Annotated in this window: 16 protein-coding genes and 1 CRISPR repeat array; of the genes, 3 read left to right on the forward strand and 13 right to left on the reverse strand. The window is 38.1% G+C overall.

Going from position 1 to position 20,133, the window contains the following annotated elements:
- Positions 1 to 4: 4 nt before the first annotated feature.
- Positions 5 to 418 (forward strand): tRNA (adenosine(37)-N6)-threonylcarbamoyltransferase complex ATPase subunit type 1 TsaE, encoded by a 414-nt coding sequence (gene tsaE / locus EJF25_RS19800; RefSeq protein WP_125042392.1) that lies wholly within the window; start codon positions 5 to 7, stop codon positions 416 to 418.
- The gene (locus tag EJF25_RS19805) at positions 415 to 642 is read left to right on the forward strand and encodes an immunity 17 family protein (protein ID WP_125042393.1); all 228 of its coding nucleotides are present in this window, start codon (positions 415 to 417) and stop codon (positions 640 to 642) included. Before tsaE ends, EJF25_RS19805 begins: the two co-directional genes overlap by 4 nt.
- Positions 643 to 662: 20 nt before the next feature.
- Here EJF25_RS19805 and EJF25_RS19810 read toward each other — a convergent pair whose 3' ends face one another.
- From EJF25_RS19810 to EJF25_RS19835, 6 genes are read right to left on the reverse strand one after another with little or no spacing between them, the layout of a single operon-like run.
- Positions 663 to 1,973 carry a DUF58 domain-containing protein gene (locus EJF25_RS19810; RefSeq protein ID WP_125042394.1) on the reverse strand — a complete coding sequence of 437 codons (1,311 nt, stop codon included), beginning with the start codon at positions 1,971 to 1,973 and terminating at the stop codon, positions 663 to 665.
- Positions 1,974 to 2,021: 48 nt separating this feature from the next.
- On the reverse strand, positions 2,022 to 2,996 hold the full coding sequence (locus EJF25_RS19815) for an AAA family ATPase (RefSeq protein WP_125042395.1): 975 nt from the start codon (positions 2,994 to 2,996) through the stop codon (positions 2,022 to 2,024).
- 11 nt (positions 2,997 to 3,007) lie between these two features.
- Positions 3,008 to 4,282, reverse strand: a complete 1,275-nt coding sequence (locus tag EJF25_RS19820; RefSeq protein ID WP_125042396.1) for a DUF4350 domain-containing protein — start codon at positions 4,280 to 4,282, stop codon at positions 3,008 to 3,010.
- Positions 4,279 to 4,893, reverse strand: a complete 615-nt coding sequence (locus EJF25_RS19825; RefSeq protein ID WP_125042407.1) for a DUF4129 domain-containing protein — start codon at positions 4,891 to 4,893, stop codon at positions 4,279 to 4,281. The genes EJF25_RS19820 and EJF25_RS19825 overlap by 4 nt, the downstream gene beginning before the upstream one ends.
- A gap of 18 nt (positions 4,894 to 4,911) precedes the next feature.
- Positions 4,912 to 5,847, reverse strand: coding sequence for a hypothetical protein (locus tag EJF25_RS19830; protein WP_125042397.1), 936 nt, complete (start codon positions 5,845 to 5,847; stop codon positions 4,912 to 4,914).
- Positions 5,828 to 6,790 carry a stage II sporulation protein M gene (locus tag EJF25_RS19835; RefSeq protein ID WP_125042398.1) on the reverse strand — a complete coding sequence of 321 codons (963 nt, stop codon included), beginning with the start codon at positions 6,788 to 6,790 and terminating at the stop codon, positions 5,828 to 5,830. The genes EJF25_RS19830 and EJF25_RS19835 overlap by 20 nt, the downstream gene beginning before the upstream one ends.
- Before the next feature lie 101 nt (positions 6,791 to 6,891).
- Between EJF25_RS19835 and EJF25_RS19840 the strand changes: the two genes are divergently transcribed.
- Positions 6,892 to 7,617: an RDD family protein gene (locus EJF25_RS19840; protein WP_125042399.1), complete on the forward strand. Its 726-nt coding sequence runs from the start codon at positions 6,892 to 6,894 to the stop codon at positions 7,615 to 7,617.
- Between the two features lie 62 nt (positions 7,618 to 7,679).
- A CRISPR array of direct repeats spans positions 7,680 to 8,571; the repeat unit is 47 nt; unit sequence GTTGTGATTTGCTTTCAAATTAGTATCTTTACATCGTTGGAAACAAC.
- A 108-nt stretch (positions 8,572 to 8,679) separates the two neighbouring features.
- Here EJF25_RS19840 and cas2 read toward each other — a convergent pair.
- From cas2 to EJF25_RS19870, 7 genes are all read right to left on the reverse strand, one after another.
- Positions 8,680 to 9,012, reverse strand: coding sequence for a CRISPR-associated endonuclease Cas2 (cas2, locus tag EJF25_RS19845; protein ID WP_125042400.1), 333 nt, complete (start codon positions 9,010 to 9,012; stop codon positions 8,680 to 8,682).
- Positions 9,012 to 9,944 carry a type II CRISPR-associated endonuclease Cas1 gene (cas1, locus tag EJF25_RS19850; RefSeq protein ID WP_125042401.1) on the reverse strand — a complete coding sequence of 311 codons (933 nt, stop codon included), beginning with the start codon at positions 9,942 to 9,944 and terminating at the stop codon, positions 9,012 to 9,014. Before cas1 ends, cas2 begins: the two co-directional genes overlap by 1 nt.
- Positions 9,937 to 10,200 carry a RhuM family protein gene (gene rhuM / locus EJF25_RS26775; protein ID WP_262707225.1) on the reverse strand — a complete coding sequence of 88 codons (264 nt, stop codon included), beginning with the start codon at positions 10,198 to 10,200 and terminating at the stop codon, positions 9,937 to 9,939. The genes cas1 and rhuM (EJF25_RS26775) overlap by 8 nt, the downstream gene beginning before the upstream one ends.
- A gap of 22 nt (positions 10,201 to 10,222) precedes the next feature.
- Complete coding sequence (gene rhuM / locus EJF25_RS26230; protein ID WP_262707226.1) at positions 10,223 to 10,939, reverse strand: RhuM family protein; 717 nt, start codon at positions 10,937 to 10,939, stop codon at positions 10,223 to 10,225.
- 28 nt (positions 10,940 to 10,967) lie between these two features.
- Positions 10,968 to 15,230: a type II CRISPR RNA-guided endonuclease Cas9 gene (gene cas9, locus EJF25_RS19860; protein ID WP_125042402.1), complete on the reverse strand. Its 4,263-nt coding sequence runs from the start codon at positions 15,228 to 15,230 to the stop codon at positions 10,968 to 10,970.
- A gap of 1,145 nt (positions 15,231 to 16,375) precedes the next feature.
- Entirely contained in the window at positions 16,376 to 18,454 is a 2,079-nt protein-coding gene (locus tag EJF25_RS19865) for a BT4734/BF3469 family protein (protein WP_125042403.1), read from the reverse strand.
- A gap of 126 nt (positions 18,455 to 18,580) precedes the next feature.
- Complete coding sequence (locus EJF25_RS19870; protein WP_125042404.1) at positions 18,581 to 19,189, reverse strand: HU family DNA-binding protein; 609 nt, start codon at positions 19,187 to 19,189, stop codon at positions 18,581 to 18,583.
- Positions 19,190 to 20,133 lie beyond the last annotated feature (944 nt).

Raw genomic sequence — 20,133 nt, forward strand, 5'->3', positions numbered from 1 at the left:
GCATATGGAAATCAAAATTCAATCGTTAGAAAATATCCATGAAGCAGTTCGCGAATTCATTGCTGCTATGGGAGACAGCACAGTCTTTGCCTTATATGGAAAAATGGGCGCAGGTAAAACAACATTTGTCAAAGCACTTTGCAAAGAACTAGGTGTTTCGGACGTAATCAGTTCTCCAACTTTTGCTATTGTCAATGAATACCGTTCGGATGAAACGGGAGAATTGATTTATCATTTCGACTTTTACCGTATCAAAAAACTGAGTGAAGTTTATGATATGGGCTATGAGGATTATTTCTATAGCGGTGCTCTTTGTTTCATTGAATGGCCCGAACTGGTAGAAGAACTATTACCGGGAGACGCTGTAAAAGTAACTATCGAGGAATTGGAAGACGGAAGCAGAACTATTAAGTTATGACCGGACAATATATCGTACAAGGAATCTTTGCGCTGGCAGGAATAACTTCCCTGCTGGCGGCATTGTTTAACTGGAACTGGTTTTTCACCACACGCAATGCACAATCTATCATCCGGAATGTAGGACGCAATCGGGCACGACTTTTCTATGGAGTATTGGGAATCGTACTTATTGGTATGGCTACTTTTTTCTTTATTGAGACGCAAAAAGCGGTTGGATTATAAATTAGTTTCAACTAACAAGACTACAATAATTGTCTTGACTTTATTTCCAAATATTTATTGATTACGTCAATAGATAGATTTTCAGGTGTAGTCAGCAAGGAATAAATTCCATGCTGTTTCAAGGTAGAAACAATCAGTCTCTTTTCAAAAGCAAATTTCTCGGCGATTACATGGCGGTAATATTCTTCAGTATTTTGTGCAGGAGCAGCAATATAGGCTTTCAAATCCGCGTCTTCAAAAAAAACGACTAATAACCGATGCTGACGATTCAACTGTTTCAAATAAGTTAGTTGCCGGTTCATACTACTGATATTAGTAAAATTCGTATATAAAATCAGAAGGCTTCGTTTACTAACATGCTTATTCATGTGAACACAAAGAGCCGAAAAGTCTGTTTCACCGAAAGTAGTGTGCTGACTATATAAATTTTCAAGGAGAGTCTGCATGTGTCCGGGCTGTTTAGAAGCCGGAACAAACGAATCAAAATGTTCGTCAAAAGTTACTAAACCTGCTTTATCTTCTTTTTGTAAAGCCACATAAGATAGCACTAAAGAAGCATTAATCGCATAATCAAACAATGTCATTCCACGAAAAGCTTGTTGCATGATCCTCCCCTTATCAATCACATTAAAAATCTGTTGAGAACGTTCATCCTGATAAACATTCACCATTAATTGATGTCTGCGGGCACTGGCTTTCCAGTTGATCGTTCGATAATCATCTCCCTTTACATAATCCTTTATCTGCTCAAACTCTGTATGATGCCCTATCCGACGTATACGTTTAATTCCCAGTTCAGTAAGATTATCATTAATAGCCAGCAACTCATACTGATGCAACATCAGATAAGAAGGATATACCTTGATTTCCAGAGGCTCCCCACAAGTGTAACGTCGTGAAAGTAAACCGATCTGCAAGGTTACAAATACCCTGATATGTCCAAAGCCGTAAACACCTCGTCTCGTTGGTCGCAGTGAATAAGTAATATTTCTTCCTTCATTCGCTTGTAACTCTATCTTAAAATCAATATCACGTTTCTGAAAGATAAAAGGAATCTCATCAATAACATCCAAAGATACCGGACGTGAATAACTACTCTCTACACGAATATTCACTTCATTGTTATCTCCATTTGAAAAACGGTCGGCACATCGACGATATGCTCTTATCCCATGAATACTATAAAGGAGATATCCATCTATCAACGCCATCAGAAATAAGATGACAAGAGCTACTTGCCCTATTATAAACAATGGAGCAAATGCATATCCGCTACCCAATAACAGGATAACCAGAACAAGGGCAATATAAAAACGACGAGTGAGGTACAAATCCTTAAATTATAAATTATACAAATTGATTTAATAGCTAAAAGAATATTATTTCGGAACTTCCACCCTATCAATCAATCGTTGAGTAACCTTAACAGGAGAATATCCCTCCATCTCAGCTTCCGCAGTCAAAATCAAACGATGTTGAAGCACAAAAGGAGCTACAAACTTAATATCTTCCGGTGTCACAAAATCACGACCTTGTAGCAAAGCATATGCTTTAGAAGACTGCAACATAGCAACTGATGCACGTGGAGAAGCTCCCAAATATACAGCCTTACTGGTACGGGTCTGTTGTACAATCATCGCAATGTATTGGAGCAATGTACGATCTACGAAAACCTGCCCCATCAATGCCCGAAGCGATAATAACTCTTCACGGGTGATAGTCGGTACCACATTATCCAATTTTACCAATGAAGTATTTGTATGATGACGTTCCAAGATATTCACTTCCTCGTCTAAGGACGGATAATTCATCGTTATTTTCATTAGAAAACGATCGAGCTGTGCCTCAGGAAGCTTATAGGTACCTTCTTGTTCTACAGGATTCTGAGTAGCAAGAATGGTATAAAGGTCTCCCATCCGATACGTCATCCCGTCAATGGTTATCTGACGTTCTTCCATGACCTCAAAAAGAGCAGCTTGTGTCTTGGCAGGCGCACGGTTAATCTCGTCCACCAATACAATATCAGCGAAAATAGGTCCTCTATGAAAATCAAAATCATTGTTTTTCATGTTGAATACTGTAGTACCTAATACATCACTCGGCATCAAATCCGGAGTGAACTGAATACGGCTAAAGTCTGCATCTATCAAGCGGGCAGTCAATCGGGCCAACAAAGTCTTGGCAACTCCCGGCACTCCCTCAATCAAGATATGGCCATTGGCAAGGATAGCAGTCAGTACCAGATCAACCGTTTGTTCTTGTCCAACAATAACGGAAGCAATCCTATCCTTAAGCTCTTGTATCTTCTCGGAAAAAAGCGTTAAATCTATCCGTTGTTCTGTATTCTCTTCCATATATTTTTTCTTTAGATATGATTCATTATTTCATTCATTTTATCAATAAATCGTTTCATCTCTTCCGCCGACAGAGTACGTCCTCCATAAATCACCGGTCTGATTTCACGAATAAATTCCCCAATTACTTCCACATCCATACCTGTTTTTTGAGCAATTTTAAGAAACGAGTGCTCATCATCGGTCACTTCTTCAATATCTACCTGTACTTCTCTTCTTAACTCTTCTGCAAAATAAGTAAACTTCTTATGTACCAAGTTGGCATGATCATTCTTTTGATAATAAAGTGTACCTATCAGTTTAGTAAATTCCAGCGATCTATTCTCCGGTTCGGAAATCACAGGTATCGCTCTTTGCCTCCTTTTTGCAGTAAATAACATGAAAAGCAATATTGCAATCATAGTTAAGTATATAGCCCAACGTAAGGGACGCTGAGAGAGGAAATAACTGAGAGGTGATTCCTGCAATTGTTCTATTCCTTGCTGATATGCCGCTGTACGCACTATAGGCAAGTTTTTCATTCTTGACAATAACCGGAAAAGATAAGTTGCATTATCTCCATCTAACACACCATAATTCGTAAAAAGCAAAGGCGTAGACACTAAAATGATTTCTCCTTTCCCCCATGGACGGACAAATGCCATTGAAGGATGATAATTTCCAGATACATTGGTTGTATCTATATCAGGCATAAATGCCTCCAAACCCTCTGTCAAATCTTTCTCTGCCAAACTCTGAAAAGGTAATGAATAATAGTCACGAAAATAAGAGCTACATAGAATTGGATAAAAACGAAATACCTGTCGGGAATAAACAGTAGTATCCCCTACCCAATAAATACTATCCTTCTTTGCTAATGAAGACGCATACTTTTTCATCATCACCGGACTAAAATAAGAATAGGAACAAGTAAACTTCAATGTATCTTCCAATTCCTTACCAAAGGAGGTACTTACCAACATAATTTTATTCCCCCGTTCAGCCATTTTCAACAAAGACTCTACATCCAGTTCACTAAATTTCAGATACTGATCCACTATCAATATAGCCCGATTATGTAATGTGTCTTCCTGTTCCAGTTGATAAAATGTTTTGGACGAGAGAGAATAACCAAGAGGTAAAGAAGATGACAATATACTATCGAACAATGCGCATCCGAAAGGTTGTTTGTCATAATGACTAAAAGTTGGAGTCCACACAAATTTCTTTGGCATATGATATTCCACTGCAAACATCAACAGCAGAAAAGCCATAATACCCAAAATAAACCAACGACTTCCTTTCACGAAGTACCTCCTTTCCGGATTTCCGCCTGCAAGGCTTGCATGATACGGAAAAGTTGTTCCGTTGCTTCAAAGTTTCCATAACGAACCCGCAGAAAATGATTTGTCAGTTCACGAAAGGCAGGCATTCGTACTTCGCCATTATATTGAGTAGCTGTTTTATAAGGTTGCCAATCAATACGTTTAGTATCACTCAAGTACTTTAATGTCTGTAAATAAAGTAAACGTATAGCTTCCCGATAATCACTATGCGCAAGTGCATCAGCAATTCCTCCCGGGAAATCAACTCCGTAAATTGTATCCTCTTCTACAGTATATGGCAAAGCACTTTTAGGTGAACGCATAAAAAGCCCGGGACGTTTCCGGTAAACAAACCAAATAATCAGAAGCAAAATAACAATAGCAATACATATTAAAACCAGCTCTGAATATTGCTCCGAAAAGCGACCACCAAATATCTTACGTAATAATTCCCCAAACCGCTGGTTAATCCACTCAAAGAAATTAATCTCCGGAGTAATCAACTCACGATTATAGTCATAGGCAGGATCAGATTGCCAGACAGCAATCTGTGCCGTATCACAAACCAACGTATCTGTAGGGGAAGTTGTCATCCAGTTCAAATTCCGGTTTTAAAGTTTATCAAAATTATCAATATCACTTTCCACAGTCACACTATCTACAACTTCCGATGCATGGCCATATTGATAAGCCAATCCGATCAAAGTAAATATCATTGAAAGATATGCACCAAATGCCTGAATAATACCCAATAAATAAAGTAAAAAACTATAGCCAACTGATACAGTTGCCGTACTTCCTGTATCACTCATTGCAAAAAAGTACTTTACTACCGTAGCTACATACCAGGGAACCATAGTCACTCCTTGTAACACACTACCAATAATTCCCATTATAATAGAAATTAAAAAAATGCCTCCCCATGTTGCAAATCCCAGCCGAAAAGTTTTTCCCAATGCTGCCATTATTGTAATGTCTTCGAACAGATAAATAGGAGCAAATAATGCGAGTGGTACAGAAAAAGCAATCAAAAGTGGAATAGTAAGGATCAATGTAAACATCGACAAATACATTAATACACCTATCGGAATCATCGCTAACACAACTAACACAGTACTTACGACCATTAACAGGAACATGCGCCCAATATTACGGAGCAGCAAAGGTTTTAATTCTCTCAACGTAACACCTTGCAACCCTCCTTCACGTTCATTATAAATACGTATTAATGTATACACCAGCGAAGATAGCATAGCTGTTCCTATCAAATATAGCAACATATACAATGCATAGTATGTCATAAACCCGGCCAGCATTCCTAAATCAGAATTTGCCACAGCACTATTGGCAAGAGTAGTCATTGTCATAGCCCCGCCCATAAGCCCGTTTAAACTTAATGCTTGTATAAGGCACAACGGTAAAATCAAATAAGTAGTTAACTTCAACAGCGGTTTCCAATTTTCTTTTATAAAATCAAAAGCTGCGTTCAACTTCTCGCCAAAAGGGCGTTTAACATACAGTGCGATCTTAGGTTTCTGTAATTCCATTTTTTTTCCTATTAGGTAAATAAATATAGTAGAAAATAATAAAAGCCAACGATAATAAGATCAATCCAAGTCGTAAAAAATCAGGAATATCTGTATGACGGGTAACAAACCCCTCTATAAATCCCGCCAAAATGAATACAGGTATCGTACCCACTATAATCTTCACCCCCCTTTTTGCTCCCCGACGGAACGATTCTAATCTGGAATATGTTCCTGGAAATAGCCAGCCATTGCCTAAAGCTATTCCTGCAGCACCGGCTACAATAATTGCCCATAGCTCAAGCGTGCCATGCAAAAAGATTGCCAGAGAAGATTCCCAAAGCAAATCATGCTGATAAAAGAATGCTTGAAAAGCACCTACCATAATCCCATTCCTCAAAAGGATATATCCTGTACCAAAACTAGTCAATAATCCCATTGCAAAACAATGAAAAGATACCATTATGTTATTTAATGTAATACCCAAAAACATAGGAATTTCGGAAGAGCCGTCATATACAGCCATCGGTTCTCCATTCGCTATATTATTTAAAGTCATATCTACATACTGATCTCCTAAAATCAATCTAACGAAATCCGAATCATTCACAGATGACAATACACCAATGAATACACTTGCCATGAAAACACAAAAGGAGATCAATAATTCACGACGAGCATCATACATTGTTTGTGGAACCTCACGAGTCCAGAAAGTGATAATCCGCGTCCATTTCTCACGCTTATTACGATAGATCTCGTTATGCAACGAAGAAGCAAGATTATTCAGATAGATTGTAATACGGGAGTTAGGAAAATGAGTTTGAGCAAACGCCAGATCAGCAGTCAGATCCGAATAAACATCGGCAAGTTGATCAGGGGACAAACGTTTAGCCTGTTCCACTACCTTCTCGGTATCTTTCCATTTATCAATATTCTGACGGATAAACGTTACTTCCTTCATGCCTTTCACAAGTGTTCGGATAAGATTTGTCCGAAACCGAAAGCAAAAGTAAGAGAATTTTTATATATTTGCAACGGAACCATAAAAATGTTTAATCAAAAATGGCAGAATCTACAATTATCACCGGACAATTCGTTCGTATCAGCCAGACGCCCGCCAGTATAGGTGAACGTTTCATAGCATTTCTCATCGATTATATTTTGATTGTAATCTATTTGATGTCTACCATTACTCTTTTATTCAATTTTTATGCTCCACGAGATTTCAACGCTGTTATATATACGTTTCTGATTATTCTACCAGTACTTTTTTACTCTTTTCTTTGTGAAACATTCAATCAAGGACAGAGCTTCGGAAAAAAGTTAATGAATATCCGCGTCGTAAAAACAGATGGCTCTACTCCCGGCATTAGTTCCTATTTACTTCGTTGGTTGTTGTTTCCCATCGATGTTCCTTTGACCGGAGGTTTAGGAGTCTTATCTGTCATATTGACCAAGAACAATCAACGTTTAGGAGATCTTGCTGCAGGAACTATGATAATTAAGGAGAAAAACTACCGAAAAATACATGTCAGCCTAGATGAGTTTGATTATCTGACGAAAGATTATCATCCTGTTTATCCACAATCTGCTGACTTATCATTAGAACAGGTCAATGTAATTACTCGCACATTGGAATCAAACAAAAAAGATCGTGAACGTCGTATCACGATGTTGGCAAAGAAAGTACAGGAGCTTTTATCTGTCACTCCTTTAGATTCCAATGGAGAGCGTTTCTTACAAACTGTTCTTAGAGATTATCAATATTATGCGCTAGAAGAGATTTAAGTACACAAAAGCAACAAACTGCTCCTATCCTTTAAAATACCTTCCGGACCGTTCGTTTCAGCGTTGTGATTTGCTTTCAAATTAGTATCTTTACATCGTTGGAAACAACATGATGAAGGGAATATGCAAGGATATAGAAGTTGTGATTTGCTTTCAAATTAGTATCTTTACATCGTTGGAAACAACTGCCGCGTCAATCGTTCCGGCAGTAATCTGGTTGTGATTTGCTTTCAAATTAGTATCTTTACATCGTTGGAAACAACAAGCTCATGAATATCCCTTTGGGCCTGACTGTTGTGATTTGCTTTCAAATTAGTATCTTTACATCGTTGGAAACAACAAAGGCATAATAACAAAGAATCGTATATAGGTTGTGATTTGCTTTCAAATTAGTATCTTTACATCGTTGGAAACAACTTTCCATTTTTGAAGCGCTTCGGCTTGACGGTTGTGATTTGCTTTCAAATTAGTATCTTTACATCGTTGGAAACAACATAAAGGTGTACGTTTTTCATTGGGCGGAAGTTGTGATTTGCTTTCAAATTAGTATCTTTACATCGTTGGAAACAACAAACTACGAAAATCAAAGAAAGCACATGGAGTTGTGATTTGCTTTCAAATTAGTATCTTTACATCGTTGGAAACAACAAATCTGTATTCATCAATATGCTGAGAGTGTTGTGATTTGCTTTCAAATTAGTATCTTTACATCGTTGGAAACAACTGGATATCCTCAATCACAAGAAATTACAGTGTTGTGATTTGCTTTCAAATTAGTATCTTTACATCGTTGGAAACAACCATGTAGTAGTTGTTGTTCCCAGCAAGATAGTTGTGATTTGCTTTCAAATTAGTATCTTTACATCGTTGGAAACAACAAGAGGAGTTTCAAGAGGACCGAACAATTGTTGTGATTTGCTTTCAAATTAGTATCTTTACATCGTTGGAAACAACTGATTTTACATAAATCAGTGATTTACAACCAATTGAAAAACAAATCTAATAATAAAAAAAGAGGCTGTTTCTAACACAAAATCTCGCACTAGTGCGAGATTTTGTGTTCTAGAACAACTCTAATTGCTGTCCTGGCGGATTAACATCCTGAGTTTTCTTTCCATAAAAGAGTTCTATATTTCCAAATTGTTTATCCGTAATACACATGATTCCGATATGTCCAAGCTCTGGAAGGAAACATTTAACTCTTTTTATATGTAAAGCAGCATTCTCGCTACTGGCACAGTGTCGCACATAAATGGAAAACTGGAACATGGTAAAACCATCCTTTTGTAGATTCTTTCTGAAATCTGCATAAGCCTTCTTTTCTTTTTTAGTCTCAGTTGGCAAATCAAAAAGAACAAGTATCCACATAACACGATATTCACTAAAACGATCCATTAGCGTATAGGATAAGCAATTCGTCGAAGTTCTCCACTGAAACATTTATAAAGCGAAGCAGTGGTTTGTCCCACAGCAACCATTAACGGACTGCGTTTGCCTCCAATTTGCACTTCCAAAGTAGGAATAGTAAGTAACCGCGTCTTAACCTCTTTCGTTAACTCCACATTCTTCCCGTACTCTTGTACCAAGCCGAACACTAATTCATCTACATACGGACGATACGGCTCCATAATATCATCTGCCAGACAGTAAGCGTTGTAACGATTATGATGATGAATTCCCAAAGTTGGAAGCAATCCACTTGTCATCAACCCACGAGCCACCACCGCACGAAGAATGGCATATCCATAATTTAATAAATTATTGGGAGAAATTCCTTCGCGTGCCCGAGTAAAATTATAAATATTTGCAAATAAAGATTTCCAATAATATGCGGCAGCACGCGCTTCCAAATTATCAGGGTCGCCACTACGCACATCAGCAGCCCATACACGCATACACTTTACCTCTTCATTCATACAATCTTTGAGTACAGATGCTTGATTATTAATCTTCGTTTGAATGGTTTGTTGCCAAAGCTGCTTCTTCAATGGCAATGAAGCAGCTAATTGCTCACGAAAACGTTCATTTTGAGTAGTATTCCCATGAAGAGGAAGCATTAGTCCAAGAGGCATACCCTTACTATCGCAAGTGATTACAGAACAGTTATTTTCAAGTAAAGCCTCCAACAAACTAGAAGTAATAGTGATTTGTTTGTTATCCAACACGACAATCCCAATGTCTTCTATAGGTTTCGTCACCTCTACCTGCTTTTTCAATATCTCAGGCAGATCTGTAGCTTTCTCCACATCAGGCAGTTTAATAACCAACTGTGCATTTCGCAACGATAAATAAACCGGATTACCAAAATAAAGTGTTTTTTTAATCATGCCCCATTCCTTTTAAGAGTTTATCAAAGTCCGATTCGTAACTTTGAAGTTGTTTAGCATGAAATTCATCATATTCTTGTTCTGCCAATGCTTTCGTAACCTCATGACTCACTTTCCCACTATGCAGTAACACGACTTCCTCGTTGAATTGCAAAAATGCATCTAATTTCTGTACCCAATCCTTCATTTGTTCTTTTTTCGCTTGGCATTCTGCATAATACAGATACATCGAAACAATACGGTTTAAATTGTCCATTTCAGTTTCATTGAGATAGTTTTTAGCAATAACCCGGTTTACGTATTATCCTGTTAGGTACGTTTTTCCAAATGTTCAATCCCATATTAGGTTTCTCGGCATTTGCATGAGAAACTATAATCTCGGCTGCCGTCTGACCGAAAATCGCCCAATGCAATTTATTTTGGACAGTTGCAAAAAAAATCTTCGTCATATTACTACCAACTCCATAATCGGCACTGCATTGTGAATAAATATCAGTTATTTTCTGATAAAAACACCGTTCACTACTACGAATGTCGCAGATACGAGCCAATTGTTCTTCGAAATAATCTTCTCCAAAGATTTTGTGTGGATTCTTTAATCGCTCGTCATTCATAGCAAATCCTTTAATCAGATATTCTTTCAGAACCTTGTTCGCCCAGATTCTGAAATGTGTAGCCTGAATACTATTGACACGATAACCTACGGATAAGATAGCATCGAGATTATATAATTTCATTTGATATTTATTACCATCACCGGCAGTTAGTTCCAAAATGGAACTAACTGAGTCTTCAAGCAATTCTCTGCTCTCGAGGATATTCTTCAAATGCTTTGTGATTGCAGAACGCTGCACTCCAAACAATTGCGAAATCTTATCCTGTGTCAGCCAAACTGTCTCGTTAAAAATATAGATTTCGATTTTCACTTCTCCTCTTCCATCTTTATAAAGGAAGAAATCAGAAAAAATAGAAGTGTTATCATTATTTCGACACATATACTATATTATTTAATTTATGTCTCAATTAATATTCTCCAACCGACACTATTTGTCCAATGTGATTGACGCGTACTTTGACAATAGAATCCAATCCTTTTGAACTACGAAAGTCTGTCCAAGTAATGCCTTTCAACAAAACACTTGTATCCTTAATTGTAGTTTCTAAATGGTGTCTAAAAACATAATTTTTATGAGAGAACTTCTGAACTCTAAATAAATTCGGACTTATCACCCCATAATTATCTGCATCCAGCAAATCTATTTCTTTCGGATTAAACCCTGTCTTCTCATTCGGAAATACAAAATACTCATTTTGCTTCATACTGAAAAGGAACTGCCACCCCTCGCTTGTCTTATAGTCCTTGTCAATAACAGGTTGGCCAAGATTAGCCTTTGTCACTGCATCAAAGAAAGGAACTACAACCTCTTCAAGTTCATATTGAGGATTACCATCTTCGTCAATTACTATTTGCCCCTTTTTGTCTATGACAGGCTTGCGATAAACTGCCACATGATGATTATTGCCCGTATTCACAAAATCTACCGGAATGTTTTTGCCATTCTCATCCAAAAAGACCTTGCCATTTTTATCCTTCTTCACATGTAACGACTGAGCATTGCTGATTCCCAAAACGGCAACCCGCTTGATAGATATACCTTTTTCTTTATTCAACCAAATTGGATTCTCATCAAGATTGGAAAATGCTTTCTTTGCATTATTACCATACTCACTCAATCTGTCTGCCAATATTTTCCGGATACCAACATCTATTACTTTATCAATTTTCAAATCAGGAGAGATTTCCTTTCGGACACTATAGATTGTTTCAAATACTACGGTTTTTACCTTCTCTGGTACTTTCTTTGTTTGCTCCTTATCCAGCCAAATAGGCTTTTTGTCCAATAAATTTTTACCAGTAAACGCTTTCTTCGGATCATTATCATTCTCTTGTAAACGCTTCAACAATGCATTTCTATAAACTAATTTGCTTACAGTTTCAATCTTATCTACATCAAATGAAGCATTCACTTTTTCCTCTCTTACCAAATATCGCTTGTTGCTACCATAAATTGTCTCCAAATGTAATTGACCACGAGGCGTTTGTTGTATTTTCTTTTTTGTGCCGCCCCTTTTCTTTGTTTCGTTCATATTGCTCGTAACTACCTTGTTTTTCGCTTTAATCGAAATTAGAGTATTCTCCAGATGTTTTCTGGCTTCCGCACGAAACTCATTTAAAGGTATTGGCGCAATTGCTTTGCCATCCTGGAAATACTTGTTTTTTATCGCATATTCATTCGTATTGGGATTCAGACTGGCATTTTTGTTGTTATAGTACTGAATGAATACATCTTTGGTGAATGCTACAGTCAACGCATCCATTGCATGATGACGATGATCGTTACGCTTCGTCCAATCTTTTATTCTACCAATCTGACGTCCATCCCTGTCTTGAAAATACTCTACCAATCCCAATGCCTTATATTTGTCCCAATTCAGTTCCTTCATCACATCCACCAATTGCCAATCCTGACGTAACTTATCTGTTATGGAACCAGTTGTGGCTACCACACGATAAGATATCTCATGTAACATCGAAAGAGCCTTTTTCGCAATATATTGCGTATTTCGAAGATCACGTTCTATAAATTCATCGGGTATATCCTGCTGAGTCATTTTCAGCTTATTATATTTGGTTTTCGAAATTTTCCCCGACTTAAACAACTCTTCGATGTTATTTAAATAACAATCCAGACTGTTCTCGGTTCCAGTTTCACCAAATTTCTCTTTTATAAAATCATAGGCTGTTTTATTCCCCTTCTCAATATTTATATTTCGAGCTTCAAGCGTCTTGTTTGAAAAACTGTCATCAAAAAGTCGTGCCTGCGGAATGATATGTTCGATATCAAATTCTTTACTAAACAATTTTTCCCTTGGGATATACGTATTAGAATAGAGGGTCTTATGTCCACGTGATTCTAATTCTTTATATAGTTTATAACGCAAAATATCCGTGCGGCTTACATTTTTCAAGCCAAACTCGTTTTGTAGAAGTTTCTTGTATTCCTCATGAGCCTTTGTGGTTTCTGCAATAGACTTAGTCAGATCTTCACGCTCTTTGGCATTCTTCTTTAATTCGCGAGCGAGTTCTACCCGAATCTCATCAGGCTTGCCATAGATATCTATGATGGCATTGATCACATTCACCATCTGATTTAAAATTTTTTCCACCACAGGATTGCGTAAACTGTTCTTGGGGAGAAGCTCAAGTTTGTCTTTCAATATTTTATTGGCAATCTCTTCTTTGGATAATGATGATTTTGAATATTTGTAACCTGCATACGTACAAGCCACATCATATTGATTGCCTTCTTTCATGTGAGGCAGAATCTTATGAATAGCCTTTGCACTCAAACTGCCATAATCATCCTGAAAAGTGACATTAGCCAATACAGTGGCGTATTCTTTCTCAAAGCCATATAGTTCTGTAATTTTTTGAATCAAACAACCGTTTCCTGTTGGCGTATTGTCTCCTTCAAAAGAATACAATAAATGCCAAAGCTTGTAATAGGATTGTTTGTCCAATTCTTCATCCGGATTAAAATTTAAAATATCCGTATTCCAATTAAAAGAAGCAAATACAGCCCTTATATGTTCCACTATTTTCTCTTTAGAATTCTTGAAGTCGACAGGTTCATGACCAGACATCTCAATAATCTTGCTATATGCCCGAAATATTGCAGCCCCCGTCTTATTGCCGTCAATCGTCTTAAAATTCAAATCCAATTCCTGCGGATTGTCAAACAACAGTTTCAAGACCTCCGACTTTGTCATCTTATCACGAACAAAAAGCTCTTTAGCTAACAATTCTTTTTCTTCCAGATTCAAACATCGACTGTCGTTCTGTTCTGATTTTTCTCTTCGTTTACTTTTTTTTTCGCCAACAGTCACTTTGATATCATTCAATATCTGCCATATCTTAAATTCCTGAAACAAAGGAGAGGAACGGGGTATTACCCGACTACCTACAGTTTTAACCTTTTTCTTACCATCAATTTCCACTTCTATCTGTCGGCTCTCAAACTCACAAAAACTAATGAGTCCTTTTTGGCTTTTCAACCTACGTTGATAGAAAATAACAATGTCACGAATTTCTTTTTTTAATTCCTCCGTCAATTCCTTATGAAACTCAGCCTGTTTTTCCCAAAGTGTATTAAACTCATCCAAATAATCCTGGCGATAAAATACCATATTTCGCAAACTCGCATTGGAGTTTCTATTCAGAATCTCCATTTGATATTGGCCAACAGTCTGTTTATTGAAGTATAACTCCTTGCTTCTGTCACTGATTGCGCCGAGATAACCGCTTGAGGCATTGATTTGGGTATTTATTTCTTGCAAAATAATAACTAATTGTTCCAATGAAAGCTTTTTTTTCAAACCATTGACCCGCCATTGCAGATTTTCTTTTTTGGCTTCCTCCCTTTTTCGCTTACTATAAATCCCCTCTAACTTATGTTCTTTCTCTATTTGTTCGCTTTTACCTTCCTCATTATTCCATTCCGTTTGAGTTTCCTTCCAGATAAAATATTTGGCGCAAATGGCCCAAACAGCATCACGTTTCTTTCCTCTCAATTCTTCTTTCAGTGTATCTGTCAGAATCTCAGGATAAAACTCTTTTTGTTTTATCCAAATCTTGTCACATTCATTTTGCAAATCAGAACGGTAAAAATCAGGTAGGGTTTTCTTACCCTCATTAAGATACTGCAAGCATAATTCGCCGGGAGTAAGATCTTCATTATAAAGTTTAAGGGCAGTATCCATACCATCAATCAATGTACCTTCTTCTGTTCCATTTGCTTTCCGGCTGCTTTTATACCCACGTTTTTTATTTATCATTAGTAATACGCGTGCAAATTCTTCCAACGAAATCTCTTCCGTTGCAGCTTTAGCCCTTAACCGATATGTCTCAAAAGTTGTTCTATTACCATTTTCCGAAAGTATAGTTTCATCTGTTATAAATTTGTGCTCTTTCAGAATCTGTATTAAAACTTCACGACGAAGTTTATAACGTTGCAAATTACGGCGCATACTCCTTTTAAGAGTTCTGTCTGCATTGGTTGTGATGCTTTTTCCTTTCTCAAAGTTGGTCAATTCATCTGCCGTCAAAGGATTAACTCTCACACCTAATTTAACAATCGATGACTTTTCATTACCATTCTCAGCTTCGTCAACTAGTGCCCAGCCAATACTGCTAGTCCCTAAATCTAGTCCCAATATTCTTTTCATATTTAGCGTATCTTAATTATATAATTTCCCAAATATATTAATTATTTCTCATAAAATAGTGCATAATAATAAAATAATTTCCTATCTTTGCATCACTAATTTGAAGCAAGTCACAATAAGGATTATTCCGTTGTGAAAACATTTAAGGCGGGACATTTGTCTCGCCTTTTCTATTCAATAGTCAAGCGAGCACTTTCTTCTACTAGTTCTGTTTAATCGGTACTAAGAAATTGATTGAAAAAGATTTCGTCACTCAGGAATTAGGAACTTATCTGATTTACGAACAGTTTTGTGGAATTTGACAAAGAGATAATTATTAAGATAAAAAATTGTGTCTGGGAAAAACACCTACCCCCCAAAAAAAGACCGCTGCACTCTGGGGGAAGAGAAATGCAACGGTCGGGAAAGAGGGGGAATGAATTCGGTTTGTTGTCTTAACAGTGAATTAGATTTGCAAAGTCTGCTCATCATCGAGAATCCGATATATATTCATCTTCATTCATATAGCGATATAAGCACCCAGGAAACGTTTCATCATGCAGTTTTGCTTCTTTATCCTATGTAGATACGCACAGCTATGTGAAACTTTAATGATGGGATAACTTAAATGATGTTCTTTAAAAATGGCTCGCACAATCAGCTCTAATTGATCGTTTCGTTCTGCTGGAATATATGAGCGAAGTACATCTACACAAAGTGCATCCCTCAACCGTACAAGATACTGAAATACTCGTTTGCCTTGCTGCAAGCTAATGTATAATTTATAGCATTGTGGTTTGCCGGAAATTTTACGGAGGCAAAAACTTTCAATTGTATAAACTTTGACCATCTAACGCAACGTTATATAGCGGGGAAAAATGAACGGCCCCTACTGACCCGCTGACTTACAATCCTAACGAGTAGCGATCAGTGGACGCATTAACGTTCCACGCGGGGATAGGAACCGTTTTTATGTAAGGGTCCATCTACGAGTGCGGCAATGCACACTCGTAGGGCCTTAAACGGCAGCGTTATCACTACACGTCATGAGAATTGTAAGTCACTACAAAGATGCACATTATTTTCATACAACGTATACAAAAACGGATTTTTTTTCAAAACAAAGCAAAATATGAAATGTTCGTTCTATACACCTTATTCCTATCTCACTTAATACCGACCACATGATAATACACCCCATGCGTTTTCCGATACGACTCCACCCCCAACCGTTGCAAGATACGTCCGAAATGCGCCACCATTCCGGGTGAGAACCTCATCCGGCTCTCTTTCTGAATTCGTTGGAGAATATCTGCGGCAAGCAGCCACTCTCCTTCCTCATCGTCTTGTGCTGCGCGAAAGTAAACAAGAAACAACTGTTCAATAGCAGGCGACTGCTCAAATTCACGATTAGCCTCCTTCAATAAAGCTTCCTCTTCCTCGTCAAACCAATACCGTTCGTTACTACGAAGGGCAGCCATCGCTTGCGCATAAAGCTGTTCATAATCGATAGGGCGGACCACATCAATCACTCCGGTCACTTCCACACCGATAAAACGGCGACTGCCGGATGTATCCGTCAGCAAATCTTTATGGTTGCTCGTACCGATAAAAGAAGCATAACGCCGCAGTGACTCCACTGCCGAAGCATTGGGACGACGCGTATTGACCACCGGCTTTTGCAAAATATGTTTCAGGAAAGCCTGCTGATTCATTCCTATTTGGTCGAACTCATCCATATTAATCAGCAAAAAGCGATTGAGATACAGTTCGGCATCTCGCTTCCGACTGAAATCGATACTATCCGTATAATACGCTTGCAGGCATGGCGGAAGTATCAGGCGACAGAAAGTAGATTTACGGTAAGCCTGCGGACCGATCAACAAAGGAGAAGTGCTATTAGCATATCTTTTATTCAATCCACGCCAATGCGCTACCATCCCCAAGAACCAACGACGGAACAATTGTGCCCAATACGGATTGTCACAAGGAACCCGTTCCGCCAAATCCCGAATATGATCTTTGCCATCCCAATGCGGAAGATCGTAAAGATATTCCTCCACAGGCTGATAAACCGGAACATGATCCGAACTCAGATAACGAACCACATCTTTGTCCCAAAGTTTGATTCCTTCATACAGCCCATTCATGGCAATACTCGCCATCCCCCTCTTATCTATCGGACGGAAATAGAAATTAAAACTGTTCCTTTCCCGATACTCCACCACGTTGGTCAACTGGTTGAAACGGAACTCGTAACGACGCTTCATAAATTCATCCATCTGCATCACAAACAACTGTTCGGGCAACAGGCTGCTCTTGCCGCCAAATCCTTTACCAACATCATATACATTCTTTACCGTCTCCCGTATCAGCGTATCATCATCGGGCAAACGATAATGCGCACGTGTCCACCGCACAGTATCTTCTAAAGGAATGCCGGCACGAAAACAGTGTCCGGCAAGACAAATGAGTAAAGATTGTACATCGTCATCCGAACCGGATTTCCCCTGCTCCTCCAACGCTCGGGCGAAAGCTGCCTCGAAAAGTAAAGAAAGTGCCTTATAATGATCATATCCCGGTGCCAATCGTTGCAAAGGCGAAGGTTCTGTCTGTACCCGTTCACGGTAAGTAGTCTCTCCCGGTAAGGCAATGGGCTGCTTGAGATAAATGGGCATTGCTTCCGGATTGAAATACAGCGCCGGATCGAAGGTTAAACGGCAATATTGTTCGAGCGAAGGTTCTTTCAGTTCGATATTGAAAGGTAATTGGGGTTGATAGAACTTTACCGCCAATCGGTAGGCAGATGCATGAAACAGTTCCGCTTGTTCACGAGTAGTGGGCAGTTTGTCATTCGGATATGTAAAACGTACCCATATCTTAACCGATTTCCCGGAAGAACCGATGAAGGCCAGATACGTCTGCGGCAATTCCACTACCCGCTCTTTTACCTCGTCCGCCTCTACCCTACCGGAAAGGCTATTTACCTGAAGCATGACAATTCCGGTATATTCGGTCATCATCATCACTCCGTCTCTACGAGTGAAAACTGCGGCAGGAAGTATCTTCGGTACCTTCTGCACGTATTCGTTTTTATCACCGGGAAGTATGAACGGCAGAATTTCTCTCATATTTGAGACGAGTTTTGCCTTGGTTTCCGTTTTCATTTGCTCTACGAGCTGCTCTATTTTCAACGTACGCAAGGTGTTTGCTTTGCCATCGTCTCTTATTTGTGTTATTTTCATTTTTCGTCTTCTAAAAAAGTTATTTCCGCATTTGATCTCTCATACTCTCATCATTTTCATCTAATATACTATAATACAAGTCTATATACAATGAGAGATCCACCATGAGAGATCCATCAGCAGATGTTATCTCTCATAATATCCTTTTCCCGGTACGTAGATCGGTTGAGTAGGTCTTCCTATATTCTCCAGTTTCTTGAGTGCTTTCAACCGCCGTATTTGTCGGGAAGCCATGCTTTCGGTGAAGCCACAAAGCGATTGCATATCAATGCGTCTCAATACAGGACGTGTAGCGAAATATTCAGTTAACCTCCTGTCTATTTCTTCTTCCGACAGAGACTCCGAATGCACTTTCAGCTTCGAACGGCGCGCATGCGCATGCATAAAAGTGCTTTTTAGCTTTTTGTCCGGTTGGAAACTGACTGTTTTGATTCTCACTTTATCGGCTCTTGTAGTGATGGAATGTATCGGTTCGACAGCTTGCAACGTCACTTGAAAATAACCAATTCCATCCAGATGCACTCTTTCGCCTTCACAAAGGTGATTCCCCATGCATCGGCTAAGTTCCATCAGCATAGCTTCCACTTCCGCTTTGCCGAAAGTAGTTGCCGAATGAATCTCGGCAGCTAACCTCTGCGTAGTGACGTGCTGAAAATTGACGACTCTGGGATGATAGCCCATTCTTCCCTCTTCATCCTGCTTGGGATTCTTATAGAATTCAAATTGTATTGCCACTTTTGTTTTAATTTAATGGTAGTTATAGATTATGTTACTTATATTATCACGTTATATAGCCTTTATCCAAGCGTTTTCTTACTGACATTATATTCATTCTACTGTAGTGCATAAAATACAGCACTCTAGTGCATGGTTCTCATCACATTAGTGCTGAGTTCTATGCACTAGAGTAGAATGAATATTATCTACCCTCAAAGATACAATAATTATTACTGAATAACAAATGATTCTACAATACTTTTCACGAAAAGATAGAATACTTTGTTTGCAGAATACAGCTTATCCGAACGCTGTATCAAGCATGTACGGAAAGTATGAGAGATCTCCGCCCGAGATGGATCTCTCATAAGAATCTCTCATTTTATATAGACTTGTATTATAGTATATTAGATGAAAAAGATGAGAGCATGAGAGATTAAACCATAAAAAACTTTTTCTTGAGTTCTCCCTGTGTATTTGTTTTGACATATAAGCTCCTTCTACTTCAGTCATTTAATATCTTGTTGGGGCTTTAAAAACTTATTCTCACGCTTCGGTTAATTTGTTATTGTTAGTTTTTAAGTTAGTAAATATCTTGCTATAATTACAACTCTTCTTGGTTTATTTGCGTATTATGCTTACATATACTGCTTTTTAGCTAATAGTTATTAGTTAAATAGTATAAAATACTAATATTATATTTGGTATTTACAATATAGTTAGTATATTTGCATTATAGCAATGTGCTTAGTTAGTATTATCAATCGATGCACTTGATAGCTACAAATCGATATATAAGTTTTATGCGCAGATATACTAACTATTTTGATCATTTAGAAAGGAGGAATCAATATGAAACATCGTACACTGACGTCTTACAGTTGTTTGGCAGCACCAAAACTAAATTTTGTTAAAAGCCCTGCTCCAATCGAATTTTTTACGGCCCCATTAGTAATATATAA

The sequence above is a fragment of the Bacteroides faecalis genome (assembly GCF_003865075.1).
Classification (GTDB): Bacteria; Bacteroidota; Bacteroidia; order Bacteroidales; family Bacteroidaceae; genus Bacteroides; species Bacteroides faecalis.